The sequence below is a fragment of the Streptomyces triculaminicus genome, from assembly GCF_017349075.1.
GTDB classification, from domain to species: domain Bacteria; phylum Actinomycetota; class Actinomycetes; order Streptomycetales; family Streptomycetaceae; genus Streptomyces; species Streptomyces triculaminicus.
In genome coordinates, this window is record NZ_JAFMOF010000004.1 from 1,127,651 (window position 1) to 1,154,083 (window position 26,433).

Consider the following 26,433-nt stretch of genomic DNA (forward strand, 5'->3'; position numbering starts at 1 on the left):
TCGGGGGCGCGGCCGCGCGTGCCGCCTCGCGGCGGCCAGAGGGCCGGGTGGGCTGTGGTCTGCGGGCACCCCGGAAGGGGGCGGGGCGGCGCCGTCCAGGGGCGTGGGGCCGCGGGGCCGGGCCCGGCGAAGCCGCCCGGGGGCGGGTCCTGACGGTCCGCCGGGCGGTAGGCGCCGTGGCCGATGTGCCGTCAGGCGCGCAGGGTGGCGCCCCCGTCGACGTACAGGTCGTGCATCGTGATGTGCCGGGCCCGGTCGGAGACCAGGAAGAGGACGGCGTCGGCGACGTCGGAAGGGTCGGCGATGCGGCCGAGCGGGATGCCGACGCGGTACGTGGCGGGGTCGCCGTCGAGGACGCGGTCGGGGACCTCGTCGCCGGCCCACAGGGCGCGCTGCATCGCGGTGTCGGTGGAGCCGGGCGAGACGACGTTGCAGCGGACTCCGCTGCGCGCGAGCTCGAGCCCGAGGCACTTGGTGAACATGGTGGCGGCGGCCTTGGAGGCCGCGTACGCCGCCATGCTGGTGCGCGGCACCCCGGCGGCGTTGGAGCCGACGGTGACGATGGCCCCGGAGCGGCGCTCGCTCATACGGCGGGCGGCGGCGCGGGAGGTGTTGAAGACGCCGGTGGAGTTCACGGCGAAGGTGCGCTGCCAGTCCTCGTCGCTGATCTCCACGACGGGCGAAGTGCGCAGTACTCCGGCGACGTTGACGAGGATGTCGAGCGGTCCGAGGGTCTTCTCGACCTCCTCGACGACGGCCTCGACGGCGCGGCTGTCGGAGACGTCGGCGGTGTGGTGGGTCACCGCGCCGCCGAATTCCGCTTCGAGCTTCTCGATGCCGTCCGGCGTCGCGTCGAGGGCCGCGACGCGCGCTCCTCGTGCGACAAGGGCGCGGGTCACGGCCTCGCCTATGCCTTGTCCGGCCCCGGTGACCAGCGCGACACGTCCGGCGAGTTCGGACTGCTCCACGGCGGTTTCCCCCATTCCACTTGAATTAAGGTAAGCCTTACCTTACACAACAGACCGCCAGGAAGGGAATTGACGTGCGAGCAAACGTTTGACCGAAGCGTCAATTACCAAAGAGAAGCGGGGAAAACGTCACGGGAAACGGATGTGCAGCATTAGGTTAGGCTAACCTCATGCGACTCGTCGTCGAACAGCTCACCGCCGGCTACCCCGGCCACCCGGTCGTGCACGGCGTGGACCTCACCGTCCCCGAGGGACAGGTCGTCGCCGTCGTCGGCCCCAACGGCTGCGGCAAGTCCACCCTGTTGCGCTCCATCGCCCGGCTGCACCGGCCCGACTCCGGCACGGTCCGCATCGGCGACGCCGACATCTGGGAGCTGGCCCCCCGCAGGGCGGCGCACCGCATCGCCCTCCTCCCCCAGTCCCCGCAGGCGCCCGAGGCCGTGACCGTCGCCGGGCTCGTCCGCTACGGACGCCACCCGCACCAGGGCCTGTTCCGCCAGTGGTCGCGCGACGACGAGCGCGCGGTACGGGCGGCCCTCGAGGCCACCGGCACCGCCGCCCTGGCCTCGCGCCGCCTCGACCAGCTCTCCGGCGGCCAGCGCCAGCGCTGCTGGCTGGCCATGGTCCTCGCCCAGGAGACGCCGATCGTGCTGCTGGACGAGCCGACGAGCGCCCTGGATCTCGGGCACGCCGTCGACGTCCTCGAACTCGTCCGCGAGGTCGCGGCCGCGGGCCGCACGGTGATGATGGTGCTGCACGACCTGGCCAGCGCCGCCCGCTACGCCGACGTCGTCGTCGCCCTGCGCGACGGCCGTATCGTCGCCCACGGCCCGTCCCGCGAGGTCGTCGACGCCGCCCTGGTCCGCGAGCTCTACGGCATCGAGGCGGACGTCCTCGCCGCCCCCGGCGACGGCTCCCCCGTCGTCGTCCCCGCCGCCCGCACGGCGGCGGCCGGCGCCCCCGCGCCCCGGGCGGGCGCGGCCGCCTGACGCCAGGTCAGGCGACCGGGCCCGCGCCGGTCACTTGGCCAGCTCGAGGGCGGGCACGCCCGGCACGTCGATGCCGAAGGTCTGCGCGTACAGCGACAGCTCCGCCTCCAGCGAGCGGACGACGGAGTCGGCGCGCCGGAAGCCGTGGCCCTCGCCTTCGAAGGTGAGATAGGCGTGCGGCACCCCGCGCCCGGCCACCGCCTCCACCAGGCCCTCGCTCTGACGGGGCGGGCAGACCGGGTCCTCGAGCCCCTGCAGCAACAGGAAAGGCACCGCGATCCGGTCCGCGCGGGTGAGCGGCGAGCGGTCGCGATAGCGGTCGGGGACCTCGGCGAACGGGCCGACGAGATACTCCAGGTAGTGCGACTCGAGGTCGTGGGTGCCCCCGTCGAGCCAGCCCATCAGGTCCAGCACGGGATAGGCGATGGTGCCGCACGCGTACAGGTCCGTCGCCACGAGGGAGGCGGCCGTGGTCCAGCCGCCCGCGCTGCCGCCCCGGATCGCCAGCCGGGCCCGGTCGGCCGTCCCCTCGTCCGCCAGCGCCTCGGCCACCGCCGCGCAGTCCTCGACGTCGACGATCCCCCAGCGCCCCCGCAGCCGGTCGCGGTACGCGCGCCCGTAGCCCGTCGAACCGCCGTAGTTGACCTGGGCCACGCCTATGCCCCGGGAGGTGAAGTAGGCGATCTCCAGGTCCAGCACCTGCGGCGACCGGCCGGTGGGGCCGCCGTGCGCCCACACCACGAAGGGCGGCAGCTCGTCGGCGGGCGCCAGGTGGTCCGGGCTGTGCGGCGGGTAGACATGGGCGTGGATCTCCCGCCCGTCCGGGCCGGTGAACGTGCGGATCAGCGGCTCGGGGTAGTACGCGGGGTCCACCGGGTCCACGTGCCGGGCGCCGACCACCCGCGCCCGGCCGGTGCCGGTGTCCAGCTCCACCACCTCGTACGCGGTGCGCGGGCTGGCCGCGACGCCCACCACCCGGCTGCCGCTCGCCGAGACGGTGGCGTTCCACTCCGTCCACGGCCCGGCCGCGTCGACCAGCTCCCCCGTCTCGGGGTCGAGTATGCCCAGCACCATGGCGCCCCGGCCGTGGACGACGGCGACCAGGCCGTTGTCCAGCGGGGCGAACCACCGGGTGCCCGGCCGCCACAGCGCGCCCCCGAACTCCTCCTCGCGCCGGCACAGATCGACGCAGGCTCCGGTGGCAACGTCGACGCGGTGCAGGTTCCACCATCCGGTGCGGTCGGTCACGGCCAGCAGCGAGCCGTCCGCCGCCCACTCCACCTGGGCGACCGCCTCGTCGGGGCCGCCCAGCACCGTGCGTATCCCGGCGAAGGGGCCGTCCTCGCCGACCTCGGCCACCTTCAGCTCCGTGCCCTCCCAGGACATGCGCGGGTGGTCCCAGGCGATCCACGCCGCCCGCCGGCCGTCCGGCGAGAGCCGGGGGCCGGTGAGGAAGCGGTGCCGGTCGTCCGTCAGCTCCCGTACGGCGTCCCGGTCATCGGCGGCGGAGCCGTCCAGCGGCACGGCGGCGAGCACCCGCCGCAGGTCGGTCGGGCCCTCGCCGGTGAACTCCTCCAGCACGCACCACACCTCCCCGCGCCCGGGCGGCAGCACCGGGTCGGCCCAGCGCAGCCCGCCGCCCACCGCCGAGACCGGGGTCAGCGGGCGCGGCGGCGCGCCCGCCGGGTCGTCCGGCTCCCAGGCGTACAGCCGCTGGTCCGCGAAGTGGGCGAAGACCACCAGCGGGCCCCCGCTCTCCCTGGGCACCGCCGCCCAGGGCATCCCGCCGTACTCGAACAGGCGCGAGCGCACGTTCCACGGCGCGGCCAGGGCGGACTCCTCCACGCCGTCGGCGCGGCGGCGCACCAGGGTCATCCGGCCGTCCTCGAGGGGACGGGGCGCGACCCACCACACCTCGTCGCCCACCGCGCCCACGAACTCGGGCCTGCTGTCGTGCGATGCGGCGAGCTCCGCGTGGATCGGGGACCGCCAGGCTCCGTAGGGCGTCGTGGACACCATGGTGTTCATGCCTCCTCGAGACAGTGGTGATGCAGGTCGTCGTTCATGAAGAAGTGGTCGAGCACCCGGACGCCGAAGTGCAGCGCGTCGACGGGCACCTGCTCGTCGACCCCGTGGAAGAAGGCCTGGTAGTCGAAGCCCGGGGGGAGCCTGAGCGGCGAGAAGCCGTAGCCGGCGATGCCCAGGCGGGAGAACTGCTTGGCGTCCGTGCCGCCGGACATGCAGAACGGCACCACCCTCCCCTCCGGGTCGAATCGCTCGAGGGCGGCGCGCATCCGGTCGAACACCGGCCGGTCGACCGGCGCCTGCAGGGCGGGCTCCGCGTGGTAGAACTCCCATTCCACCCCGGGACCGGTCAGCCGGTCCATGGTGGCGCGGAACTCCTCCTCGCCGCCCGGCACCGTCCGGCCGTCGACGAAGGCCTCGGCGTGCCCCGGAACCACATTGATCTTGTAGCCGGCGTCCAGCATCGTCGGGTTGGCGCTGTTGCGCACGGTCGCCGCCACCAGCGCCGCCGCCGTGCCCAGCTTGGCCAGCAACTCGTCCAGGTCGAGGCCGGGGTCGTCGAGGTCCGTCTCGACCTCCTGCACGGCGGCGATCCGGCCGAGGGCGGCCCGTACGGTCGGGGTGAGCCGGACCGGCCACTGGTGGTCGCCGATCCGGGCGACGGCCGCGGCGAGCCGGGTGACGGCGTTGCGCGGGTTGACCTTCGAGCCGTGCCCGGCGGTGCCCCGCGCGGTCAGCCTGACCCAGGCGGAGCCGCGCTCCCCCGCTCCCACCGGGTACAGCCGCAGCCCGCCGTCGGCGTGGAAGGTGTAGGCCCCGGACTCGCCGATGCCCACCGTGCAGCCCTCGAAGAGCGCGGCGTGCTCGTCGGCGAGGTAGCCCGCGCCGGCGAGGGCCTGGTCCTCCTCGTCGGCGGTGAAGGCGAGCACGACGTCGTGCGGCGGCCGCGTCCCGGCCCGGGCCCATGCCCGTACGGTCGCCAGGACCATCGCGTCCATGTTCTTCATGTCGATGGCGCCCCGGCCCCACACCACGCCGTCGCGGACCTCGCCGGAGAAGGGGTGCACGCTCCAGTCGGCCGCCTCGGCGGGCACCACGTCCAGGTGCCCGTGCACCAGCACGGCGTCCGCCGACGGGTCCGTACCGGCGATCCGGGCGACGACGTTGGTCCGCCCGCGCTCCTTCTCCAGCAGGACCGGCTCGAGTCCGGCCTCCGCGAGCCGCTCGGCGACGTACTCGGCGGCGGGCCGCTCCCGGCAGTCCCCGCCGCCGCGGTTGGTGGTGTCGATCCGGATGAGGTCGGAGGTGAACGACACCGCCTCCTCGAGCGCCCGCTCGTCGATCCTGTCACCCATACTGGTCCTCCACCGCCGCCGACACGACGGTCGTGACCGCCTTGAAACAGCGGATCGCTTCGTACATGGTCGACGTGGTGTAGGCGACCCGGCGCTCGCCGATCCGCTCGACTCCGGGCACCACCGTCGCGGCCCCGGCCAGATGCTCGGCGTCGAACTCCAGCTCCATGTCGAACGGCCCGTTCCGCACCGGCTCGTGCCGCACCGCCAGCGCCACGGCGTCCCTCGCCGCGGCCCGGATGTCCGCCGCCGTCCGCGCGGGCGTACGGCACACGGCCGCGTAGCGCGACACGTAGTCCTTCACCGCCACCGAACGCGCGTGGGGCGCATACCCCTTGGCGTCCTCGCACGTCCGGTCGTCGCCGGTCACCAGCACCACCGGCACACCGTATTCGGCGACCACCAGGGAATTGAGCAATCCCTCGCTGGCGCGCGTGCCGCTCACCCGGACGCCCGTGAGGGAGTTGGCCAGATACGTGTGCGCCAGCACTCCCTCCGCGCCCGCCGCGGCGTGGTAACCCACGAACGCGATGCCGTCCACGTCACCGTGCTGCACGCCCTCGACCATGCTCAGCGACTTGTGCTTGCCGGTGAGCATCTCGGCCCGCTCGTCCAGCTTCTCCAGTAGGAGGTTGCGCATGCTCCAGTGCGCCTCGTTGACGAGCACGGCGTCGGCGCCCCCGTCGAAGAACCCGGCGATGGCGGCGTTGACGTCCGAGGTGAACAGGTGGCGGCAGCGCTCCCACTGCGGCGCGCCGGGCAGTACGTCGCCGGGCCAGGTGACGCCGGTGGCGCCCTCCATGTCAGCGGAGATCAGGATCTTCACCATCCACCCGTTCTATCGCAGGCGGGAGGCCGTCCGCACCGGTCCCGACGTCAGTTGCCGGTATCGGTCACGGGAACGGTCGAAAGGCGGTTCGTCCGGGCTACAACACGGCGCGGCGCCAGTACCGTTTGGTCCGACGCCCTGTCAAGTGCGGACAACCGGCCGGGTGCGGGCCGGAAGCGAGCCGTCCTCGCAGGCCCGCGCTGTGACATGCTCGTGCTCGTGACGAGCGAGTCTGTCGAGTCCGAGAAGGCCGCCGCCGTGCCCGAGGTCGTCGCACTGGCCAAGGTGGTCGCCAAGCTGCGGACGGAGAACGAGCGCCTGGAACGCCTCGTGTCCACCACCGGGGTCCTGGAGCGCGCCAAGGGCGTCGTGATGGCCCGATCGGGCTGTTCCGCGGCCGCCGCCCATGACACCCTGACGCGGCGGGCGAACCTGGCGGGCCGCACGCTGATGGAGGAGTGCTGGACGGTACTCGGCCGGATCCGGTCGCGTTCGCCCGCCCCGCGCCCCGCCCCGCGCACCTCGCCCCCGCCGCCGCGGGCGGGTACGGACGAGCCGCCGGCCTCCCTGGAGCACGCGGCGGTCCTCAGCGCGCTGGGCGAGGCCCTCACCCGGGTCGCCAACCGTCAGGAGCTGGCCCACTGCCTGCGGGAGCACCTGGCCGAGGCGGCCTCCGCGGACGCGGTGATGATCTACAGCGGACCGTCCGACGGCGGACTGGACCTCGTCGGCCACGCCGGACTGCCGGCGTCGGTGGCCGCGCAGTGGCGACGGGTGCCGCCGCTGGCCGGCGTCGCGGCCATAGCGGCCATCCGCGACCGCGAGGCCGTCTGGCTCGAGGACCTCGAGCGGGACAGGGAACGGTATCTGCTGCTCGGCGAGCCGCCCGAGCACTGGCCCTCGCGGGCCTGGGTTCCCGTGGACACCGGCGGCGTGGTCAGGACCGTGATCGGCGTCCTGCGCACCGTGGACGCCCCCTTCACCCCCGCGACCCGGAGCCTGCTGCGCGCGGTGGCCCGGCTGTGCGCGGGACGCCTGAGGGCGTTCGACACGCCCCGCCGGCGCGCGGCCGGCCGGGCGACGGAGCTCGTCCAGGCCACCTTCGACGTCCTCACGGGGCCGGCGATCCTGCTGACGCCGCTGTACGCGCCGTCGGGCGAGGTCGAGGACTTCCGCGTCGACGCCGCCGCGCCCGAGTCGGTGGACGTCGCCGGCCGGCGCGGCCGGCAGCTGGTGGGACTGCGGATCCTCGAGTGCTACCCCACCGTCGCCGGGTCACCGCTGTGGCAGGGCTACCTCGACACGCTCGCCACGGGACGGCCCTACGCCGACGGGCCGTTCGACTACGAGGAGGTCGTCGCCGGAATCCCGCGCACGACCTGCTACTCGGTGCGCGTCGCCCGGCTGGGCGACGGGCTGCTCGTCTCGTGGGTCCGGCACGACGCGGCGGACCGGCGACGCCGGCGGCTCGAGGACGTGCAGCGGCTGGGCAACCTGGGCTGGGCCGAGTGGAACCTGGTCACCGACACCATCACCTGGTCGCCCCAGGTCTACACCATCTTCGACCGCGACCCCGCCCTCGGCCCGCTGACCCTCGAGGACCTCCCCGACCGCCTGCTGCCCGAGGACGTACCCGCCCTCGCCCGGGCGACGCGGCAGCTGCTCGACGAGGGGCGGCCCGTCGACCGGCCGTTCCGCATCACGACGGCGTCCGGCGTGCGGCACCTGCGCGTCGTGGCGGAGGCCGTCCTCGACGCCGACGGCTCCCCGGTGGAGGTCCACGGCTTCTTCCAGGACCTCACCGCGCAGCGGAGCGCGGAGCTGGCGCTGGTCGAGAGCGAACGGGCGGTCCTGTCGCAACGGGGCGTCCTGGAGACGGAGCGCACGGTCGCCGACCGCCTGCAGCACGCCCTGCTGCCGCTGCCCGAGCAGTCGCTCAAGCTCACCGACCTGCGCGTCGACGTCGCGTACCTGCCGTCCGACGACGGGGTGAACGTGGGCGGCGACTGGTACAGCGCGCTCGAAATGCCCGACGGCACGGTGCTGTTCGCCGTCGGCGACGTGGCCGGGCACGGCATCGACGCCGTGGCCTCGATGGCCCAGCTGCGCTTCACCGCGAAGGGCATGGTCATCACCGGATCGTCCCTGACCGGCGCACTGGACCGGCTCAACGCGCTGCTCCTGCACACCGCCCAGGCGCACAGCACCACGGCCACGATGGTCCTCGCCCGCTACGACCCGAAGGACCGGAGCCTGACCTGGGCCCAGGCGGGGCACCCGCCGCCCCTGCTGCTGCGCGGGGGCCGGGCCGAGTACCTCCGCCACCCCAAGGGCATGCTGCTCGGCGCGGACCCGAAGCCCTCGTACAGCGAGGCGGTGTGCCGGCTGGAGCCGGGCGACCACCTTCTCCTCTACACCGACGGCCTGATCGAAAGGCCCCGTGAGCACATCGACGAGGGCTTCACCCGGCTGGCGGACGCGGCGCTGCGGGAGCTCGGGCGCGGCAGCAGCTCCCTCGCCGCGCTGCTGAACCCGTTGCGCCGCTCGGAGCGGCGGGACGACGTGTGCTTCCTCGACATCCACCTGCCCTCCGACACCGCCCGGACGGACCCGTGAGGCGCGGCCGGGCGGTCAGGCCCGGCTGAGGCGCAGGACGGGGCAGCCCCGCTCGAGGACCTGGGCGACGATGCGCCCGCTCGTGGCCTTGGCCATGCCGGGCAGCACGTCGGGCAGCCGCCCGGCGAGCTCCCGGGCGCCGGGGAGGCCGCGGTGCGGGGCGAAGGCCGGCACGGCCCGCTCCCGGGCGCCGTCCGGCAGCCGGGCCGCGTCCGTGGCCAGCACGAGCATCCGCTCCGGTCCGGGGCCGGACAGCGGGTAGGCCCACCACAGCACCTCCACCCGGCCGCCGGTGCCGCCGCGGTCGGCCCGCGCGCGGCCGGACCGGGCGAAGCCGGGCGCGGGCGGGGCGTCGTGCGCGGCCCGGCCCGTCAGGCCGCCCACCGCCCCGCCCACCGGCATGAGGTCGGCGGCGGCCCTGCCCACCGCCTCCTCCCCGCGCCGGCCGAAGAGTTCGCCCGCGCCCCCGCTCCAGTGCGTCACCACTCCCCCGGCGTCCACCACGACCACCGCGAGGGAGACCCGGCCGGGCGGCGGCGCGCCCCGCTGCCCGGGTGCCGCGGGATCGGACGTGCCACGGTCCATGGATGTCGCCCCTTCGCCCGCCGACGCGAGTTCTACCGACCGGTACCACCGTAGGGCCCGGCACGGCACGGGCACCCGGCAATCGCCGAACTGCCGCGGCGCGCCGGGCCCGGACTACTGGTCGGCGTGGCCCAGTTGGAGGTCCCGCTCGGTGCGCCCGCCGCCCGCCACCTGCAGCACGGTCGCCACCGGCGGGTAGCCGGCCGCCACGACCGTGTACTCGCCCGCCGACAGGTCGACGAAGCGGAAGGTCCCGTCCGCGCCGGTGATGGTGGAGTCCACCACGTTCCCGGCGGCGTCCAGCAGGGTGACCCGCGCGTCCTCGACGGGCCGCCCGCCGCCGGCCCGTACGGTCCCCCGCAGCACGGCGCCCCCCGCGAGCTCGATGTCCTGCCGGGTCTCGCGGGCCGACTGGACGGTCACCGGCAGCGCGGCGGGCCGGAAGGCGGGGGCGCTGGAGGCGAGGGTGTACTCGCCGGCGATGAGCTCGCCGATGACGTAGCCGCCGTCGTGGCCGGTGCGGGTGGAGGCGACGACCTCGCCGTGCACGTTGGTCAGGGTGACCAGCGCCTCGCGCACGGGCGTGCCGTCGGCGGTGCGCACGGTTCCGGCCAGCCGGCCGGCGCCGCCGAGGATGACGTCGAGCTCGACGGGCCGCTCGCCGACGGTGACGGTGACGGCCTGCGGCTGGTGGCCGCCGGCGGCCGCGATCAGGACGTACGAGCCGGTGCCGGGCGTGCTCAGCGCGTACCGGCCGTCCTCGCCGCTGGCGCCCCGGCCGATCTGGCGGCCCTGGATGTCGATGAGGGTCAGGGCGGCGCGCGGGACGGTGGTGCCGTCGTGGTGCTGGACGGCGCCGGTCACGGGGATGCCGGCGACGAAGAGCGGGGCGGCCGCGGGCGCGGGTTCGGCCGGTGGCGGAGCGGTGCGCGCGGACGGGATGGCGGGGGCCTCGGGGGCGTTGTGGGTCACCAGTGGTTTCTCTTTCAGCAGGAAGGCGAGCACAAAGCCCACGATGAGCACCGGTACGAGGTAGAGGAAGATCCGCGGCATGGCCTCGGCGTAGGCCCGGACGTAGCCGTCGCGCAGCGCCGGGGGCAGGGCGTGCACCAGCCGCGGGGTGAGGGCGTCCGGGGCCGGCAGCCCGGCGCGGGGCGGGAGTTCGGCGGCGAGGGCGGCGGAGAGGCGGTGCGCGAAGAGGGTGCCGAAGACCGCCGCGCCGAGGGAACCGCCGATCTGCCGGAAGTAGTTGTGGGCGCTGGTCGCGGTGCCGAGGTCGGCCGGGCGTACGGAGTTCTGCACGGCGAGGACCAGGACGGGCAGCGCGAGGCCGATGCCCACGCCGAGGATGGCCATCCAGAGGCTGTAGACGAGGCGGCCGGTCTGGGCGTCGAGGTGGGAGAGGAGGTACATGCCCTCGGCGGAGAGGGCGCCGCCGAGGATGGGCAGGAGCTTGTAGTGGCCCGTCCGGCTGATGAGCTGGCCCGCGACGAGCGAGGCGACGACGATGCCGCCCATCATGGGCAGCATCAGCAGCCCGGACGCGGTGGCGTCCACGCCGTCGACCATCTGCAGGAAGGTGGGCAGGTAGCTGGCGGCGCCGAAGAGGGCGACCCCGGCGACGGCGCCGACGAGGGCGGTGACGGTGAAGACGGAGTCGCGGAAGAGATGGGGCGGGATGATCGGTTCCGCGGCGAAGTGCTCGACGACGACGAACAGCAGCGCCGTGCCGATCGCGCCGGCGCCGAGCCCGAGGACCGTCCGGGACGTCCACCCGTACTCCGTGCCGCCCCAGGTGGTCAGCAGCACCACGCAGGTGGAGGAGGCCGTCAGCAGCAGCGCGCCCAGGACGTCGAAGCGGGCGCGGCGCGGCGGCCGGGGCAGCTTGAGGCCGACGGCGACGACGGCGAGCGTGAGGAGGCCGAGGGGCACGTTGACGTAGAAGCACCAGCGCCAGGTGGCGTGGTCGGCGCAGTAGCCGCCGAGCAACGGCCCGGCCACGGAGGCGAGTCCGTAGGCGGCGCTGATGACGCCCATGTAGCGGCCGCGTTCACGGGCCGGGACGATGTCGGCGATGATGGCCTGGACGCCGATGAGCAGTCCGCCGGCGCCGATGCCCTGCACGGCGCGGAAGAGGACGAGCTGGTCCATGGTGCGGGACCAGCCGGCGAGGCCGGAGCCGGCGACGAAGACGACGACGGCGAAGAGGAAGACCGTCTTGCGGCCCCAGAGGTCGCCGAGCTTGCCGTGGATCGGCAGGACGACGGTGGAGGTCAGCAGGTAGGCGGTGACGGCCCACGACATCCGTTCCAGGCCGTGCAGTTCGCCCACGATCCTGGGCAGGGCGGTGGCCACGACGGTCTGGTCGAGCGCCGCGAGCAGCAGGGTGAGCATGAGGCCGGCGAAGACCAGCCGCACTCTGGCGGGGCCGGGCGCCGGGAGCCGGTCGGCCGGGGCGGGCGGTGAAGGGGGCAGGGCGAGCGTCCTGTCGCTCTTCTCCATGGTCTCGACGGTGGACCCGCCCACGTACAACTCCCCTCGTCGCGCCTGCGTTGCCGCCCATTTCTCGCATTACGCGACAACGGCCAGCAAGCGCGACGATTGGTGAGGGAGAGCCGAACGCGGCACTTTCTGCCGGTCGGAGGCGGTTTAGGCGCAGCGGTGCGGCGCCGGGAGAACCACTCGAAACGGTGAGCCCGGACCGGGGGTCCGGGCGGCCCCGACGGGTCAGGCGGTGCTCGGCTTCCCCTCGACCTCGGCGGCGAGGCGGGTCAGCACGGCGTCGTAGATGCGCCCGAGGCCCTTGGGGGCGAAGGTCCGCTCGAAGAAGCCGCCGATGCCGGTCGCGCCGGTCCAGGTGGTGGTGACGACGACCTTGGAGCTGCCCTCGCCCGCGGGGGTGACGGTCCAGGTGGTGACCATGGTGGAGTTGCGGTCCTTCTCGACCAGCTGCCCGGTGGAGGGCTCGGAGACCTCGAGCAGGCAGTCGCGGACGCGCTTGCTCGTGGCCTGCAGCTTCCAGTGCACCACGGTGCCCTCGCCGTCCCCGCCCTCGCGCACCTCGTACTCGCTGAAGTGCTCGGGCAGCAGCTTGGCCCGGGTGCCGCTGTAGTCCGCGAGCGCGTCGAAGACGTCCTCCGCGCCCGCCGCGATGATCCGCTCCGTGGTGGCCTCGACCTGGCCCATGGCTTGTTCCTCCGGGACGATGAAGAAATTCGGTGCTTGCCGTACCTGCGTGTGCCGGCCAAGCCAACCACCATCGCCACACCCGCCCAAATCCGGGGTCGCACCTTTTACGTACATACATACGTTCTTCCTCCGGTCGGACCGCGCGCACTAGCGTTCACCCATGACGCGTATCCGGAAGATGACGGAGGCCGACCTCGAGGCGGTGGCCGAGCTCCGGGTGAGCGGCTGGCGGACCGCCTACCCGGGGCTGGTGCCGCGGCGCCATCTGGATGCCATGGACGCCGCGGCCGACGCCGCCCGCCACCGCGAACGCCTGGCGAGCGGCGATGATCCGGCCGCCGACGAGGTCGCCGAGGCGTCCGGCGAGGTCGTGGGGTGGGTCTGCTACGGGCCCTGCCGGGACGGCGACCAGCCCGCCGCCTCGGGCGAGTTGTACGCGCTCTACGTACGCCCGGATCTGATCGGCACCGGGGTCGGCCGCGCCCTGTGGCGGGCGGCGCTCGAGGGCGCGCGGCAGCGCGGATACGCGCGCATGGTGGTGTGGGTGCTGAAGGGCAACGCGCGCGCCCGCCGTTTCTACGAGCGCGCGGGGTGCGCCGCCGACGGCGCTCAGCGGACGGACGACATCGACGGCACGCCCGTGCCGGAGGTGCGCTACGTGCTCGATCCGCTTCCCGCGCCCTGACGTCCGCCGCCCGGGCCGCCGAGCCTGGCCAGGGCCGCGACGGCGGCGGGGCGCAGCCGTTCGTGTTCGCGGGCGGCGACCAGCGCGGCCTCGGCCCGGCGGTCGCCGAGGACGCCCAGGCCCTCGACGCAGGCGCGGGCGACCGGCCAGCAGTGGTCGCGGGCGGCGAGCAGCCGTTCCAGGGTCGAGAGCAGGGCGGGCACGGACTCGGGCGCCCGGAGCTCGGTGAGCAGGCGGACGGGGTACAGGGCGTAGGCCGTGCGCAGCGGGTTGGTGGCCAGCGCGGCGGCGGCGCGGCCCGTGCGCGGGTCGCGCAGGCGGGCCAGGGCGTGGGCGGCGGTGGCGCACCGCACGGGCTCGCGGTAGTTGAGGAGGAGGACGAGCGTCTCGAAGGCCCGCCGGTCGCCCTTGCCGCCGAGGACGAAGGCGGCGATCTCGCGGGCCCACAGCGGCTGTTCGGGGGCCGTCAGGACGCCGGCCAGCGCGTCGCGGGCGGCGCGGGTGTCGGTGCGTACGAGCGCGAGCAGCCTCTCGTACGCCGAGAACTCGGCCGAGGAGACCAGTTCGGCCCGTACCCGCTTCAGCAGCGCGCGGAATTCCTCTTCCATTTCCCGCTCTCCTCCCCGAGTGGCCTGCGCCACATGGTAAGTCGCCCGGCCGCCCCCTGGCGCTCTTGGTTACCGGTGGGTTAATCTCCCCGGCAGGAGCGGCACCCCCGCTCCGACGGCCGGTGACGCGGCCGTGAAGCGCCGGCCTCCTCGCCGGTTCGTCGGTTCGGCACCGAGTACGGCACGGCCCCGGGACAGGGCCCCGCCGGTCGCTCGACTCCCTCTCCGTGGACGCCCCTTACCCGTCCGTGGAAACTCCCAGTCGCCGCCCCTCGCCGGGGCCGCCAACCGCCGACTCCCCCGCGCGCTCCTCGCCCGGGGGACATTCCCTGGAGTTACGCGATGGACCGCATCTCCGCCTCCGAGCCGTCCCCTCCCCGCTCCGCCTCGTCCATCGGGACCGTCGCCGTGATCGGCCTCGGCACCATGGGCACCGGCATCGCCGAAGTGCTCGCCCTCTCCGGCCGTACCGTCGTCGGCATCGACGTCAGCGACGCCGCCGCGCTGCGGGCCGGGGCGGCGCTGGAGGCCGCCACCGCCCGCGCGGTCGAGCGCGGCCGGATCACCGAGGCCGACCGGCGGGCCGCGCTGGGCCGCTTCCGCACGGCCCGCGAACTGAGCGCGGCCGCCGACGCCGACCTGGTGATCGAGGTCGTGCCCGAGGACTACGACCTCAAGCACGAGGTGTTCACCGCCCTCGACGCCGTCGTCCGCCCCACCGCCATCCTCGCGACGGGCACCAACGCGCTGTCGGTGACCCGGCTCGCCGCCGACTCCGCCCGCCCCGAACGCGTCCTGGGCCTGCACTTCTTCAACCCCGCGCCCGCGATGAAGCTCGTCGAGATCGCCTCCTCCGTGCTCACGGCGCCGGACGTGGTCGGCGCCGTCACCGAACTCGCCCACGAGCTGGGCAAGGAGCCGGTGGCGGTGGGCGACCGGCCGGGGTTCGTGGCCGACGGGCTGCTGTTCGGCTATCTGAACCAGGCGGCCGCCATGTACGAGGCGCGCTACGCCACCCGCGAGGACATCGACGCGGCGATGCGACTGGGCTGCGGGCTGCCGATGGGCCCGCTGGCGCTGCTGGACCTGATCGGCATCGACACCGCGCGCACGGTGCTGGAGGCGATGTACGCCGCCTCGCACGACCGGCTGCACGCGCCCGCGCCGGTGCTCGGGCAGCTCACGGCCGCCGGGCTGACCGGCCGTAAGGCGGGCCGCGGCTTCTACACCTACGAGGGCCCGGGCTCCGCCACCGTGGTGCCGGACGCGGACACCCCGCGCCCCGACGGCGACCGGTCGGCGGTCCGCGAGGTGCGGTCGGTCGGGGTCGCGGGCTCGGGGACGATGGCGAGCGGCATCGCCGAGGTGTTCGCCAAGGCCGGGTATCCGGTGGTGCTCGCCGCACGCACGCTTCCGAAGGCGGAGGCGGCCAGGGCGCGCGTGGAGAAGTCGCTGGCGCGCTCGGTGGAGAAGGGCCGGCTGACGGCCGCCGAACGGGACACCGCGCTCGCCCTCGTCACCCCCGCCGGCTCGCTCGACGCGCTGGCGGAAGTGGACCTGGCCGTCGAGGCGGTGGCGGAGGACCTGGAGGTCAAGCGGCAGCTGTTCGCCACGCTGGACAAGATCTGCAAGCCCGGCGCGGTGCTGGCCACCACCACCTCCTCGCTGCCCGTGGTCGCCTGCGCCCGCGCCACCTCGCGGCCGCAGGACGTCATCGGCATGCACTTCTTCAACCCGGCGCCCGCGATGAAGCTCGTCGAGGTCGTCCGTACGGTCCTGACGGCCGACGACGCGCACGCCACCGTCCGCGCGGTGTGCGCACGGGTCCGCAAGCACGCGGTGGACTGCGGCGACCGGGCGGGGTTCATCGTCAACGCGCTGCTGTTCCCCTACCTCAACAACGCCGTGAAGATGGTGGAGGAGCACTACGCGTCGCTGGACGAGATCGACGCGGCGATGAAGCTGGGCGGCGGCTATCCCATGGGCCCCTTCGAGCTGCTGGACGTCGTGGGCCTGGACGTCTCGCTGGCCATCGAGAAGGTGCTGCACCGCGAGTTCCGCGAGCCGGGCCTCGCCCCCGCGCCGCTGCTGGAGCACCTGGTGGCGGCGGGGTGCCTGGGCCGTAAGACCGGGCGCGGCTTCCGCGAGTACGCGAAGGCCTGACCGGGCCGTGCCCGCAGATCAGGCGGGCTGGGGCGGACTGCTCGAACCGGCCGGCAGTCCGCCCCGGCACGCCCATACCACCGCGTGTTACGTTCCCCACATGTCCCAGCCCGCCAAGTCCGCCCGCGCGCCGCGCGGGGCCGCCACCACCGAGTCCCAGGGAGCCGAGGGCCCGAAGGTATCGAACGCCCGGAAGGGGACCGGCCCCGAGAGCGCCGGATCCCGCCGCGCCGCGGCCCAACGACTCACCATGCGCCGCAAACTCGCCGCGGCCGCCATGGAGTTGTTCGCGACCAAGGGCTACGAGGCGACCACCGTCGACGAGATCGCGGCCGCGGCCGGCGTCGCCCGCCGGACGTTCTTCCGCCACTTCCGCTCCAAGGAAGAGGCCATCTTCCCCGACCACGACGACACGCTCGTGCGCGCGGCGGGTGTGCTGGACGCCGCACCGCCGCACGAGAACCCCCTGGACACCGTCTGCCGGGGCATCAAGGAGGTCATGCGGATGTACGCGGCCTCCCCGGCCGTCTCCGTCGAGCGCTACCGCCTGACCCGCGAGGTGCCCGCGCTGCGCGAGCGCGAGATCGCCTCGGTGGCCCGCTACGAGCGGCTGTTCACCCGTTACCTGCTCGGCCACTTCGACGAGCGGGCCCACCACGTGGGCGACGACGACCCGCTGCTCGCCGAGGTCGCCGCCTCCGCGGTGGTCACCGCGCACAACCACGTCCTGCGGCGCTGGCTGCGCAGCGGGGGCGAGGGCGACGTGGAGGCGCAGCTCGACCACGCCTTCGCGATCGTGCGGGAGACGTTCGGCGCGGGCATCGGTTCGGGGCGTACGGGCGCGGAGGGGACACCGCCGGCCTCGGCGCGGACCGAGGGCGAGGTGCTGGTGACGGTGGCCCGTACGGACGCGCCGCTGGACGAGGTCATGCGCGTGATCGAGAAGGCCCTCAAGAAGAAGTAGGCGCCAACAAGTAGCACAACAAGAAGCAGGGCAAAAGCTCTCATATACGGACAACGGCCGCCCCATTGGGGCGGCCGTTGTTGCTCATACGTGCCCTCGAGATGACATCTGAGAGAAATTGTTGGCACCCAGTGTCTTGTCGAGTGGCACGCGGTGCCATACCTTGTGGGTGTCCGGGCGGCCGGCACGCAGACCCAAACCGTCGTGTGCCGGCTGTCCCCACAAGCGATTTGTGCGCCCGGATGCCTGCGTCACCAGGCCCCTCGAGCGCTCACCCGCGCCGCCGAGCACCACCCGAGCACCACCCGCCGAACCGACGGCACCACCGCTTCGCCATCCCCCGACGTTCCCTCAAGCCCGTTCCCCGACGTGCTTCGCCGGAGGCAATCCGTGAACCAGATACTCGACGCCATTCTCGCGTCGGACGCCAGCCCCCAGGACTTCGCCGCCCTGCCGGTCCCCGAGTCGTACCGCGCGGTCACCGTGCACAAGGACGAGGCGGAGATGTTCGCCGGGCTCACCACCCGGGAGAAGGATCCCCGCAAGTCGCTGCACGTGGAGGAGGTGCCGGTGCCCGAACTGGGCCCAGGCGAGGCACTCGTGGCCGTCATGGCCAGCTCCGTGAACTACAACTCGGTCTGGACCTCGATCTTCGAGCCGGTCTCGACCTTCGCCTTCCTCGAGCGCTACGGCAAGCTGTCGCCGCTCGGCAAGCGGCACGACCTGCCGTACCACGTCATCGGCTCCGACCTGGCGGGCGTGGTGCTGCGCACCGGCCCCGGCGTCAACGCCTGGCGGCCCGGCGACGAGGTCGTCGCCCACTGCCTGTCGGTGGAGCTGGAGTCCGCCGACGGGCACAACGACACCATGCTGGACCCGGAGCAGCGGATCTGGGGCTTCGAGACCAACTTCGGCGGCCTGGCGGAGATCGCGCTGGTGAAGTCCAACCAGCTGATGCCCAAGCCCAGGCACCTGAGCTGGGAGGAGGCCGCGGCCCCCGGGCTGGTCAACTCCACCGCCTACCGCCAGTTGGTCTCCCGCAACGGCGCCGGGATGAAGCAGGGCGACAACGTCCTGATCTGGGGCGCGAGCGGCGGACTGGGTTCGTACGCCACGCAGTTCGCGCTCGCCGGCGGGGCGAACCCGATCTGTGTGGTCTCCAGCGAGCAGAAGGCGGAGATCTGCCGCCGGATGGGCGCCGAGGCGATCATCGACCGCAGCGCCGAGGGCTACCGGTTCTGGAAGGACGAGCATCACCAGGACCAGCGCGAGTGGAAGCGGTTCGGCAAGCGCATCCGCGAGCTGACCGGCGGCGAGGACGTGGACATCGTCTTCGAGCACCCGGGCCGCGAGACCTTCGGCGCCTCGGTGTACGTCACCCGCAAGGGCGGCACGATCGTCACCTGCGCCTCGACCTCCGGCTACAACCACGAGTACGACAACCGCTACCTGTGGATGTCCCTCAAGCGCATCGTGGGCTCGCACTTCGCCAACTACCGCGAGGCGTGGGAGGCCAACCGCCTGGTCGCCAAGGGGAAGATCCACCCCACCCTGTCGAAGACCTACGCGCTCGCCGACACCGGCCAGGCCGCGTACGACGTCCACCGCAACCTCCACCAGGGCAAGGTCGGCGTGCTCTGCCTGGCGCCGGAGGAGGGCATGGGGGTGCGCGACCACGAACTGCGCGAGCAGCACCTGGAAGCGATCAACCGATTCCGTAACGTCTGAGATCTGAGAGACGGCCCGATACATGACTGAGCGTCAGAAGGATCGTCCGTGGCTGATGCGGACGTACGCCGGGCACTCCACGGCCGAGGCGTCCAACGAGCTCTACCGGCGCAACCTCGCCAAGGGGCAGACCGGCCTGTCGGTCGCGTTCGACCTCCCGACGCAGACCGGATACGACCCCGACCACGTCCTCGCCCGCGGCGAGGTCGGGCGGGTCGGGGTCCCGGTCTCCCATCTCGGTGACATGCGGCGGCTGTTCCAGGACATCCCGCTGGAGCAGATGAACACCTCCATGACCATCAACGCCACCGCCATGTGGCTGCTGGCCATGTACCAGGTGGTCGCGGAGGAGCAGGGCGCCGACGTCACCAAGCTGCAGGGGACGACGCAGAACGACATCGTCAAGGAGTACCTCTCGCGCGGGACGCACGTCTTCCCGCCGGGCCCCAGCCTGCGGCTGACCACGGACATGATCACCTACACGGTGAACCACATCCCCAAGTGGAACCCCATCAACATCTGCAGCTACCACCTGCAGGAGGCGGGGGCCACCCCGGTCCAGGAGATCTCCTACGCGATGTCCACCGCGATCGCCGTGCTCGACGCGGTGTTCGCCTCCGGACAGGTGCCCGAGGAGCGCCGCGGCGACGTCGTCGCCCGCATCTCGTTCTTCGTCAACGCCGGCGTCCGGTTCATCGAGGAGATGTGCAAGATGCGCGCCTTCGGCCGCATCTGGGAGCACATCACCCGGGAGCGCTACGGCATCGAGAACCCCAAGCAGCGCCGCTTCCGCTACGGCGTCCAGGTCAACTCCCTGGGCCTGACCGAGGCCCAGCCGGAGAACAACGTCCAGCGCATCGTCCTGGAGATGCTGGCCGTCACCCTCTCCAAGGACGCCCGCGCCCGCGCCGTGCAGCTGCCCGCCTGGAACGAGGCGCTGGGCCTGCCCCGCCCCTGGGACCAGCAGTGGTCGCTGCGCATCCAGCAGGTCCTCGCGCACGAGAGCGACCTCCTGGAGTACGAGGACATCTTCGAGGGCTCGCACGTGATCGAGGCCAAGGTCGCCGCCCTGGTCGAGGAGTGCCTGGCCGAGATCGCCCGGATCCAGGAGATGGGCGGGGCGATGGCGGCCGTGGAATCCGGCTACCTCAAGTCGCAGCTGGTCTCCTCGCACGCCGAGCGGCGGGCCCGGATCGAGGCCGGCGAGGAGCGGATCGTCGGCGTCAACTGCTACGAGTCCACCGAGCCCAACCCGCTCACCACCGATCTCGACACCGCCATCATGACCGTCGACCCGGCGGGCGAGGCCCGGGTCGTCGCCGCCCTGCACTCCTGGCGCGACGACCGCGACGAGGGCCGCGCCCAGGAGGCGCTGTCGGACCTGAAGAAGGCCGCGGCGGGCTCGGACAACCTGATGGCCGCCACCCTGGAGTGCGTACGCGCCGGCGTGACGACCGGCGAGTGGTCCTGGGCCCTGCGGGACGTCTTCGGCGAGTTCCGCGCCCCCACGGGCGTCAGCGGCGCCCCGCTGGCCGTGACCGCCGAGGCGGGCACGCCGCTGGCGGCCGTACGCGCCAAGGTCGCCCGCACCGCCGAGGAGCTGGGCACCGGAAGGCTGCGCCTGCTGGTGGGCAAGCCCGGCCTGGACGGGCACTCCAACGGCGCCGAGCAGATCGCCGTACGGGCCCGCGACGCCGGGTTCGAGGTGGTCTACCAGGGCATCCGGCTCACCCCCGAGCAGATCGTCTCGGCGGCCGTCGCCGAGGACGTGCACTGCGTGGGCCTGTCCATCCTCTCCGGCTCGCACGCCGAGCTCGTCCCCGATGTGCTGGCCCGGCTGCGTGCGGCGGGGGCGCGCGACATGCCCGTCATCGTCGGTGGCATCATCCCGTCGGCCGACGCGACCGCCCTGCGGGCGGCCGGAGTGGCCGCGGTCTTCACCCCTAAGGACTTCGGTATCACGGAGATCATCGGCCGTATCGTCGACGAGATCCGCACAGCGAACCAGCTCGACCCCCTGGAGGTCTCCGCATGAGCACGCCCTCTCCCGCCCACCCGTCGCCCGCCACCACCCCGGCCGGAAGTCGCTTCGCTCCTGCACCCGTCAATAGGCTGCGCCCGCGCCGCTCCTGCCTTGCCGTCCCCGGCAGCAACCCCCGCTTCCTGGAGAAGGCCCAGGGGCTCCCCGCCGACCAGGTCTTCCTGGACCTCGAGGACGCGTGTGCGCCGCTGGCCAAGGAGGGCGCCCGGCACACGATCGTCGACGCGCTCAACAACGGCGACTGGACGGGCAAGACCACGGTCGTCCGGGTCAACGACTGGACGACGCACTGGACCTACCGCGACGTGATCACGGTCGTCGAGGGCGCCGGCCCCAACCTCGACTGCATCATGCTGCCCAAGGTGCAGGACGCCCAGCAGGTGATCGCGCTGGACCTGCTGCTGACGCAGATCGAGAAGACCATGGGCTTCGAGGTCGGCCGCATCGGCATCGAGGCGCAGATCGAGAACGCCAAGGGCCTGGTGAACGTCGACGAGATCGCCGCCGCCTCGCCGCGCCTGGAGACGATCATCTTCGGCCCGGCCGACTTCATGGCCTCGATCAACATGAAGTCCCTGGTCGTCGGCGAGCAGCCGCCCGGCTACCCGGCGGACGCCTACCACTACATCCTGATGCGGATCCTGATGGCCGCCCGCGCCCACGACCTGCAGGCCATCGACGGCCCGTACCTGCAGATCAAGAACGTGGACGGCTACAAGGAGGTCGCGGGCCGGGCGGCGGCGCTGGGCTTCGACGGCAAGTGGGTGCTGCACCCGGGCCAGGTGGAGGCCGCCAACGAGGTCTTCTCGCCCTCCCAGGACGACTACGACCACGCCGAGCTGATCCTGGACGCGTACGACTGGTGCACCTCCGAGGCGGGCGGCAAGAAGGGTTCGGCCATGCTCGGCGACGAGATGATCGACGAGGCGAGCCGCAAGATGGCGCTGGTCATCGCCGGCAAGGGGCGGGCGGCCGGGATGACCCGTACGTCCAAGTTCGAGATCCCGGAGGCGTGAGCGCGATGCGATTCGGCCGCACCTTCGAAGAGTTCGCCGTGGGCGACGTCTACAAGCACTGGCCCGGCAAGACGGTCACGGAATACGACGACCACCTCTTCTGCCTGCTGACGATGAACCACCACCCGCTGCACATGGACAGCAATTACGCCGAGAAGACGACGGATTTCGGCCGGAACGTGGTGGTGGGCAACTACATCTACTCCCTGCTGCTGGGCATGTCCGTGCCCGACGTCTCGGGCAAGGCGATCGCCAATCTCGAGGTCGAGTCGCTGAAGCACATCGCGCCGACCTTCCACGGCGACACGATCTACGGCGAGACGAAGGTGCTCGACAAGACGCCCTCGCGGTCGAAGAGCGACCGCGGGATCGTCCACGTCGAGACCATCGGCTACAAGCAGGACGGCACCGTCGTCTGCGTCTTCCGGCGCAAGGTGATGGTCCCCACCGCCACATACGTCAAGGAGCGCGGCGGGGAACAGCCCGGCCGCCCCGAGCCGATCATCCGGGAGAAGTGAGCATGGGCCGCCTGGCGCAGACCGAAGGACTGACGGACGTCCAGCGGGAAATCCTCGCGACCGTCCGTGAATTCGTCGACAAAGAGATCATTCCGGTCGCCACCGAGCTGGAGCACCGCGACGAATACCCCACCCGGATAGTCGAGGGGCTGAAGGAACTCGGCCTGTTCGGCCTGATGATCCCCGAGGAGTACGGCGGGCTGGGTGAGTCTCTTCTCACATACGCGCTGTGCGTCGAGGAGATCGCCCGGGGCTGGATGAGTGTGTCGGGAATCATCAATACGCACTTCATCGTGGCCTACATGCTCAAGCAGCACGGCACCCGGGAACAGAAGGATCATTTCCTGCCGCGGATGGCGGCGGGCGAGGTCCGGGGCGCGTTCTCGATGTCGGAGCCGGGGCTGGGCTCGGATGTGTCGGCCATCACATCCAAGGGTGTGCGGGACGGCGACGACTTCCTGCTGACCGGCCAGAAGATGTGGCTGACCAACGGCGGCTCCTCGACCCTGGTGGCGGTGCTGTGCCGCACGGACGAGGGACACCCCGAGGGGACCGCGCCGCATAAGTCGATGACCACCTTCCTGATCGAGAAGGAGCCCGGATTCGGGCAGGTCAAGCCGGGTCTGACCATCCCCGGCAAGATCGAGAAGATGGGCTACAAGGGCGTCGACACCACCGAACTGATCATGGACGGCCTGCGCGTTCCGGCCGACCGGGTCCTCGGCGGGGCCACCGGCCGCGGCTTCTACCAGATGATGGACGGCGTCGAGGTGGGGCGGGTGAACGTCGCGGCGCGTGGCTGCGGCGTCGCACAGCGTGCCTTCGAACTGGGCGTTTCCTACGCCCAGCAGCGTCACACCTTCGGAAAGGCCATCGCCCAGCATCAGGCCATTCAGTTCAAATTGGCAGAAATGGCTACGAAGGTCGAAGCCGCCCATGCGATGATGGTGAACGCGGCGCGCAAGAAGGACTCGGGTCAGCGCAACGACCTCGAGGCCGGAATGGCCAAATACCTGGCCTCCGAGTACTGCAAGGAGGTCGTCGAGGACGCCTTCCGCATCCACGGCGGCTACGGCTTCTCGAAGGAGTACGAGATCGAGCGTCTCTACCGGGAGGCGCCGATGCTTCTGATCGGTGAAGGTACGGCCGAGATCCAGAAAATGATCATCGGGCGCCGACTGCTCGAGGACTACCGAATCCACGGGTAATTGTCTGATTTAGGGAGATTTGGCGGCTTTACAACAGAGAAGAAGATCACACACTGTCATCACTGTTCGGCCATCGACTGGCCCTGGCGCTTAGCCAGTTGCCACCCGCAACCGATAGCATCCCGGGAAAGCCGCCGTCCCCCGATCGTTCGCGGCACCCTCCGCTACGAAGGTCACCCATGCCCCACAGCTCTTCCTCTGCACCTCGCGTCAGCCTCCGCGGCGTACGCCTCGCGCGCGGAGCATCGCCGTGGCTCCTGCCGACCGTCGCCACCGCCGCGGTCAGCCTCTCCCAGGCCCGCCGTTCCGGCCGCTGGGCGGCGCTGGCCGTGCCCACCACCGCACTCGCGGCGGGCATGCTGTGGTTCTTCCGCGACCCCGATCGCGAGATCGCCCAGGGCCGGGTCATCAGCCCGGCCGACGGCGTGGTGCAGAGCATCATGCCCTGGAAGGACGGACGAACCCGCGTCGCGATCTTCATGAGCCCGCTCAACGTCCACGTCAACCGCGCGCCGATGTCCGGCACGGTGACGTCGGTCGAGCACATCCCCGGCGGGTTCGTTCCGGCTTTCAACAAGGAGAGCGAGAACAACGAGCGCGTCGTCTGGCACTTCGACACCGAGCTCGGTGACATCGAGATGGTCCAGATCGCCGGCGCCGTCGCCCGCCGCATCGTGCCGTACATCGACGCGGACACCAAGGTGGAGCAGGGCGACCGTATCGGCCTGATCCGGTTCGGCTCGCGCGTCGACATCTACCTCCCCGAGGGCGTCGAGGTCGCGGTCGAGGTCGGCCAGGCCACCACGGCAGGGGTGACCCGCATTGACCGCGATTGAGCCGGACACCCAGGCCGCCTGGGTTCCCGAGGCGGACGCCGACGACACGGACGACATGCCGCTGTCCACTCGGCTGTCGATAGCGGACACCCTCACCCTGGGCAACGCGATCTGCGGGTTCATGGCGGTGTACTTCACCACCACCGGCGTCCTCATCCCCCACCTCACGGGGAACGAGGACGGCGGCATGGCCCGCCACAGCGCGGCCACCGCCGTGATACTGATGCTGCTCGCGTCGGTCTTCGACCTCTTCGACGGGCTCGTGGCGCGCAAGCTGCGCAGCTCGGCGATGGGCGCGGAGCTGGACAACCTCTCGGACCTGATCAGCTTCGGCCTGGCCCCCGCGTACTTCGTGGTCGTCTGGGGCATGGTCGCCGACGACGCCCACCAGCGGGTGTCGGCGGTCGCCGCGATCGTGGTCCTGCTGGCCGTGGTGCTGCGGCTCGCCCGCTTCTCCTGCGTCCAGCTGCGGGACGGGATCTTCCAGGGCATGCCGAGCCCCTTCGGCGCGCTGACGGTCGTCTCGATCGTGCTGCTGGAGCTGCCCTTCGTGCCGACGCTGCTCGCGATCATGGGCGTGGCGTGGCTGATGGTCAGCCGGGTCGAGTACCCCAAGCCGCGCGGGCCGCTGGCCGTGGCCATGCTCAGCTGGATCGTGCTCAGCATGGGCCTGCTGGCCGCCTGGGCCTTCGACGCGCCGGGCGGTGAGCTCCTGCTCCAGACGGGCTGCGCCCTGCAGGTCGTCCTCGGTGCGGTGATCCCCCTGTTCGCCACGGCGCGCCGGGTGAACACCTTCCGCGACAACCGTCGCGAGGCACGGGCCGCGCAGCTTCCGTAGCGCTGCGCGCGGCTTCGAACGAACGGCGTGTGGGAGCTCTGAGCTCAGCCGAGGTAGTCGCGCGCGATGGCCTCGGCGGTCAGTTCCAGGAGCGGCCCGGCGTCGGCCATGCACCGCCGAGCGTCCGGCTCGAGATCCGTGAGCGCGTACGCGCGCTCGATGCCCGCACCCGCGAGGGCGGCGGGGCCGAGGGCCAGCCGGCCGCAGACGGCCACCACCGGTGTACCGGACGAGGCCCGGGCCACCCCCACCGGCGCCTTGCCGTGCAGCGTCTGCTCGTCCAGCGAGCCCTCCCCGGTGACGACGAGGTCCGCCTCCGCCAGCGCCTCGCGGAACCCCAGCACCTCGAGCATCACCTCGATGCCCGGCCGGAAGGCCGCTCCCAGCCCGGCCAGGGCGCCGTAGCCCAGGCCGCCCGCCGCCCCGGCTCCGGGCGCCCCGGCGAGCTCTCCGCCGTCCAGCACGCGCGCGTAGTGCGCGAGCGCGGCGTCCAGCACCGCCACGTCCTCGGGCGAGGCGCCCTTCTGCGGCCCGTAGACCGCCGCGGCCCCGCGCGGGCCCGTGAGCGGATTGTCGACGTCGCCGGCGAGCACGAGGGAGGTCCGGGCGAGCCGTGCCTCGAGCGCGGACAGGTCGGCGTGGTGCAGCGCCGCGAGGGCCGCACCGCCCGGCGCCAGGGTTCTCCCCCGCGCGTCGGTCAGCCGCGCCCCGAGCGCGGTGAGCATGCCCGCTCCGCCGTCGGTGGTGGCGCTGCCGCCGACCCCCAGCACGATGGTGCGCGCCCCGGCGTCCAGCGCGGCCAGCAGCAGTTCCCCGGTGCCCCGCGTGGTGGCCGTGAGCGGCGCGAAGGCGCCGTCCGGCAGGAGCCGCAGCCCCGAGGCCTCGGCCATCTCCACGACGGCGGTGCCGTCGGCGCCGCGCAGCGCGTACGCCGCGTCCACCGGTTCCCCCAGCGGGCCGGTCACCCGCGCCGCGCGCCGATCGAACCCGGCGGCCAGCGCGGCCGCGACCGTGCCGTCCCCGCCGTCCGCGACGGGCAGCGCGGTCACGGCCGTGCCCGGCGCGGCGCGCCGCAGTCCGGCGCCCATGTGCCGGGCGACCTCGAGTGCCGTCAAGGACCCCTTGAACTTGTCCGGGGCCACCAGTACGCGTCGCCGGCGTGTCGTATCCGCCACCGTGCCTCCCCTCACCTCTGCCACCTCTGCGTCGAGCCGCCGTGACCCTACCCGGGGGACTGTCGTCGCGCCCATGCCCCGGAGGCGGCGTGCCACC

Annotated in this window: 21 protein-coding genes; 12 read left to right on the forward strand and 9 right to left on the reverse strand. The window is 72.7% G+C overall.

The window, feature by feature from the left end; all coding sequences use genetic code 11:
* Window positions 1-191: 191 nt before the first annotated feature.
* Window positions 192-983, reverse strand: a complete 792-nt coding sequence (locus tag J1792_RS28040) for a 2,3-dihydro-2,3-dihydroxybenzoate dehydrogenase (protein WP_086570304.1) — start codon at window positions 981-983, stop codon at window positions 192-194.
* 155 nt (window positions 984-1,138) lie between these two features.
* On the opposite strand from J1792_RS28040, the gene J1792_RS28045 reads away from it, so the two are divergent.
* Window positions 1,139-1,957, forward strand: coding sequence for an ABC transporter ATP-binding protein (locus J1792_RS28045; protein ID WP_207248436.1), 819 nt, complete (start codon window positions 1,139-1,141; stop codon window positions 1,955-1,957).
* A gap of 30 nt (window positions 1,958-1,987) precedes the next feature.
* Here the strand turns inward: J1792_RS28045 and J1792_RS28050 are convergent, their stop codons facing one another.
* The 3 genes from J1792_RS28050 to J1792_RS28060 are packed head-to-tail and all read right to left on the reverse strand — an operon-like array spanning window position 1,988 to window position 6,163.
* Window positions 1,988-3,976 (reverse strand): S9 family peptidase, encoded by a 1,989-nt coding sequence (locus J1792_RS28050; protein WP_207248493.1) that lies wholly within the window; start codon window positions 3,974-3,976, stop codon window positions 1,988-1,990.
* Between the two features lie 5 nt (window positions 3,977-3,981).
* Complete coding sequence (locus J1792_RS28055) at window positions 3,982-5,337, reverse strand: M20/M25/M40 family metallo-hydrolase (RefSeq protein ID WP_086570300.1); 1,356 nt, start codon at window positions 5,335-5,337, stop codon at window positions 3,982-3,984.
* On the reverse strand, window positions 5,330-6,163 hold the full coding sequence (locus J1792_RS28060) for a M55 family metallopeptidase (RefSeq protein WP_086570306.1): 834 nt from the start codon (window positions 6,161-6,163) through the stop codon (window positions 5,330-5,332). The genes J1792_RS28055 and J1792_RS28060 overlap by 8 nt, the downstream gene beginning before the upstream one ends.
* A 222-nt stretch (window positions 6,164-6,385) precedes the next feature.
* Between J1792_RS28060 and J1792_RS28065 the strand changes: the two genes are divergently transcribed.
* The gene (locus tag J1792_RS28065) at window positions 6,386-8,782 is read left to right on the forward strand and encodes a SpoIIE family protein phosphatase (protein WP_307843112.1); all 2,397 of its coding nucleotides are present in this window, start codon (window positions 6,386-6,388) and stop codon (window positions 8,780-8,782) included.
* Window positions 8,783-8,797: 15 nt separating this feature from the next.
* Here the strand turns inward: J1792_RS28065 and J1792_RS28070 are convergent, their stop codons facing one another.
* The 3 genes from J1792_RS28070 to J1792_RS28080 form a co-directional block, all read right to left on the reverse strand.
* Window positions 8,798-9,367: a hypothetical protein gene (locus J1792_RS28070; RefSeq protein WP_207248438.1), complete on the reverse strand. Its 570-nt coding sequence runs from the start codon at window positions 9,365-9,367 to the stop codon at window positions 8,798-8,800.
* A 114-nt stretch (window positions 9,368-9,481) separates the two neighbouring features.
* Window positions 9,482-11,869, reverse strand: coding sequence for an MFS transporter (locus J1792_RS28075; protein WP_086574313.1), 2,388 nt, complete (start codon window positions 11,867-11,869; stop codon window positions 9,482-9,484).
* Window positions 11,870-12,094: 225 nt separating this feature from the next.
* Entirely contained in the window at window positions 12,095-12,553 is a 459-nt protein-coding gene (locus J1792_RS28080) for an SRPBCC family protein (protein WP_086574301.1), read from the reverse strand.
* 163 nt (window positions 12,554-12,716) lie between these two features.
* On the opposite strand from J1792_RS28080, the gene J1792_RS28085 reads away from it, so the two are divergent.
* On the forward strand, window positions 12,717-13,241 hold the full coding sequence (locus J1792_RS28085; protein WP_207248439.1) for a GNAT family N-acetyltransferase: 525 nt from the start codon (window positions 12,717-12,719) through the stop codon (window positions 13,239-13,241).
* On the opposite strand, the gene J1792_RS28090 is transcribed toward J1792_RS28085, so the two are convergent.
* Window positions 13,211-13,849, reverse strand: a complete 639-nt coding sequence (locus J1792_RS28090) for a HEAT repeat domain-containing protein (RefSeq protein ID WP_086574305.1) — start codon at window positions 13,847-13,849, stop codon at window positions 13,211-13,213. The genes J1792_RS28085 and J1792_RS28090 overlap by 31 nt on opposite strands.
* Window positions 13,850-14,191: 342 nt before the next feature.
* Between J1792_RS28090 and J1792_RS28095 the strand changes: the two genes are divergently transcribed.
* The 9 genes from J1792_RS28095 to pssA all read left to right on the forward strand — a co-directional run bounded on the left by J1792_RS28095 (window position 14,192) and on the right by pssA (window position 25,161).
* Window positions 14,192-16,012 carry a 3-hydroxyacyl-CoA dehydrogenase family protein gene (locus tag J1792_RS28095; RefSeq protein WP_086574307.1) on the forward strand — a complete coding sequence of 607 codons (1,821 nt, stop codon included), beginning with the start codon at window positions 14,192-14,194 and terminating at the stop codon, window positions 16,010-16,012.
* A gap of 100 nt (window positions 16,013-16,112) precedes the next feature.
* Complete coding sequence (locus tag J1792_RS28100; protein WP_086574308.1) at window positions 16,113-16,976, forward strand: TetR family transcriptional regulator; 864 nt, start codon at window positions 16,113-16,115, stop codon at window positions 16,974-16,976.
* A gap of 390 nt (window positions 16,977-17,366) precedes the next feature.
* Window positions 17,367-18,704 (forward strand): crotonyl-CoA carboxylase/reductase, encoded by a 1,338-nt coding sequence (gene ccrA / locus J1792_RS28105; RefSeq protein ID WP_086574310.1) that lies wholly within the window; start codon window positions 17,367-17,369, stop codon window positions 18,702-18,704.
* 22 nt (window positions 18,705-18,726) lie between these two features.
* The gene (locus J1792_RS28110; RefSeq protein WP_086574312.1) at window positions 18,727-20,739 is read left to right on the forward strand and encodes an ethylmalonyl-CoA mutase; all 2,013 of its coding nucleotides are present in this window, start codon (window positions 18,727-18,729) and stop codon (window positions 20,737-20,739) included.
* Window positions 20,736-21,761, forward strand: a complete 1,026-nt coding sequence (locus J1792_RS28115; RefSeq protein ID WP_242646634.1) for an HpcH/HpaI aldolase/citrate lyase family protein — start codon at window positions 20,736-20,738, stop codon at window positions 21,759-21,761. Before J1792_RS28110 ends, J1792_RS28115 begins: the two co-directional genes overlap by 4 nt.
* Before the next feature lie 5 nt (window positions 21,762-21,766).
* On the forward strand, window positions 21,767-22,279 hold the full coding sequence (locus J1792_RS28120; RefSeq protein ID WP_086570642.1) for a MaoC family dehydratase: 513 nt from the start codon (window positions 21,767-21,769) through the stop codon (window positions 22,277-22,279).
* Window positions 22,280-22,281: 2 nt separating this feature from the next.
* Window positions 22,282-23,487: an acyl-CoA dehydrogenase family protein gene (locus J1792_RS28125; protein ID WP_086570644.1), complete on the forward strand. Its 1,206-nt coding sequence runs from the start codon at window positions 22,282-22,284 to the stop codon at window positions 23,485-23,487.
* A 179-nt stretch (window positions 23,488-23,666) separates the two neighbouring features.
* The gene (locus J1792_RS28130) at window positions 23,667-24,323 is read left to right on the forward strand and encodes a phosphatidylserine decarboxylase (protein WP_086570646.1); all 657 of its coding nucleotides are present in this window, start codon (window positions 23,667-23,669) and stop codon (window positions 24,321-24,323) included.
* The gene (gene pssA, locus J1792_RS28135) at window positions 24,310-25,161 is read left to right on the forward strand and encodes a CDP-diacylglycerol--serine O-phosphatidyltransferase (RefSeq protein ID WP_086570648.1); all 852 of its coding nucleotides are present in this window, start codon (window positions 24,310-24,312) and stop codon (window positions 25,159-25,161) included. The genes J1792_RS28130 and pssA overlap by 14 nt, the downstream gene beginning before the upstream one ends.
* A gap of 44 nt (window positions 25,162-25,205) precedes the next feature.
* Here pssA and J1792_RS28140 read toward each other — a convergent pair whose 3' ends face one another.
* A complete protein-coding gene (locus tag J1792_RS28140) occupies window positions 25,206-26,411 on the reverse strand; it encodes a glycerate kinase (protein WP_207248440.1) in 1,206 nt (401 codons plus the stop codon).
* Window positions 26,412-26,433: the final 22 nt, after the last annotated feature.

Coding starts and splice junctions, on each gene's coding strand:
- J1792_RS28055 (WP_086570300.1), bottom strand. CDS start 5,337: ATGGGTGACAGGATCGACGAGCGGGCGCTCGAGGAGGCGGTGTCGTTC.
- J1792_RS28095 (WP_086574307.1), top strand. CDS start 14,192: ATGGACCGCATCTCCGCCTCCGAGCCGTCCCCTCCCCGCTCCGCCTCG.
- J1792_RS28125 (WP_086570644.1), top strand. CDS start 22,282: ATGGGCCGCCTGGCGCAGACCGAAGGACTGACGGACGTCCAGCGGGAA.
- J1792_RS28115 (WP_242646634.1), top strand. CDS start 20,736: ATGAGCACGCCCTCTCCCGCCCACCCGTCGCCCGCCACCACCCCGGCC.
- J1792_RS28040 (WP_086570304.1), bottom strand. CDS start 983: ATGGGGGAAACCGCCGTGGAGCAGTCCGAACTCGCCGGACGTGTCGCG.
- J1792_RS28120 (WP_086570642.1), top strand. CDS start 21,767: ATGCGATTCGGCCGCACCTTCGAAGAGTTCGCCGTGGGCGACGTCTAC.
- J1792_RS28080 (WP_086574301.1), bottom strand. CDS start 12,553: ATGGGCCAGGTCGAGGCCACCACGGAGCGGATCATCGCGGCGGGCGCG.
- J1792_RS28090 (WP_086574305.1), bottom strand. CDS start 13,849: ATGGAAGAGGAATTCCGCGCGCTGCTGAAGCGGGTACGGGCCGAACTG.
- J1792_RS28130 (WP_086570646.1), top strand. CDS start 23,667: ATGCCCCACAGCTCTTCCTCTGCACCTCGCGTCAGCCTCCGCGGCGTA.
- J1792_RS28100 (WP_086574308.1), top strand. CDS start 16,113: ATGTCCCAGCCCGCCAAGTCCGCCCGCGCGCCGCGCGGGGCCGCCACC.
- J1792_RS28075 (WP_086574313.1), bottom strand. CDS start 11,869: ATGGAGAAGAGCGACAGGACGCTCGCCCTGCCCCCTTCACCGCCCGCC.
- J1792_RS28110 (WP_086574312.1), top strand. CDS start 18,727: ATGACTGAGCGTCAGAAGGATCGTCCGTGGCTGATGCGGACGTACGCC.
- J1792_RS28085 (WP_207248439.1), top strand. CDS start 12,717: ATGACGCGTATCCGGAAGATGACGGAGGCCGACCTCGAGGCGGTGGCC.
- J1792_RS28070 (WP_207248438.1), bottom strand. CDS start 9,367: ATGGACCGTGGCACGTCCGATCCCGCGGCACCCGGGCAGCGGGGCGCG.
- J1792_RS28045 (WP_207248436.1), top strand. CDS start 1,139: ATGCGACTCGTCGTCGAACAGCTCACCGCCGGCTACCCCGGCCACCCG.
- J1792_RS28140 (WP_207248440.1), bottom strand. CDS start 26,411: ATGGGCGCGACGACAGTCCCCCGGGTAGGGTCACGGCGGCTCGACGCA.
- J1792_RS28050 (WP_207248493.1), bottom strand. CDS start 3,976: ATGGTGTCCACGACGCCCTACGGAGCCTGGCGGTCCCCGATCCACGCG.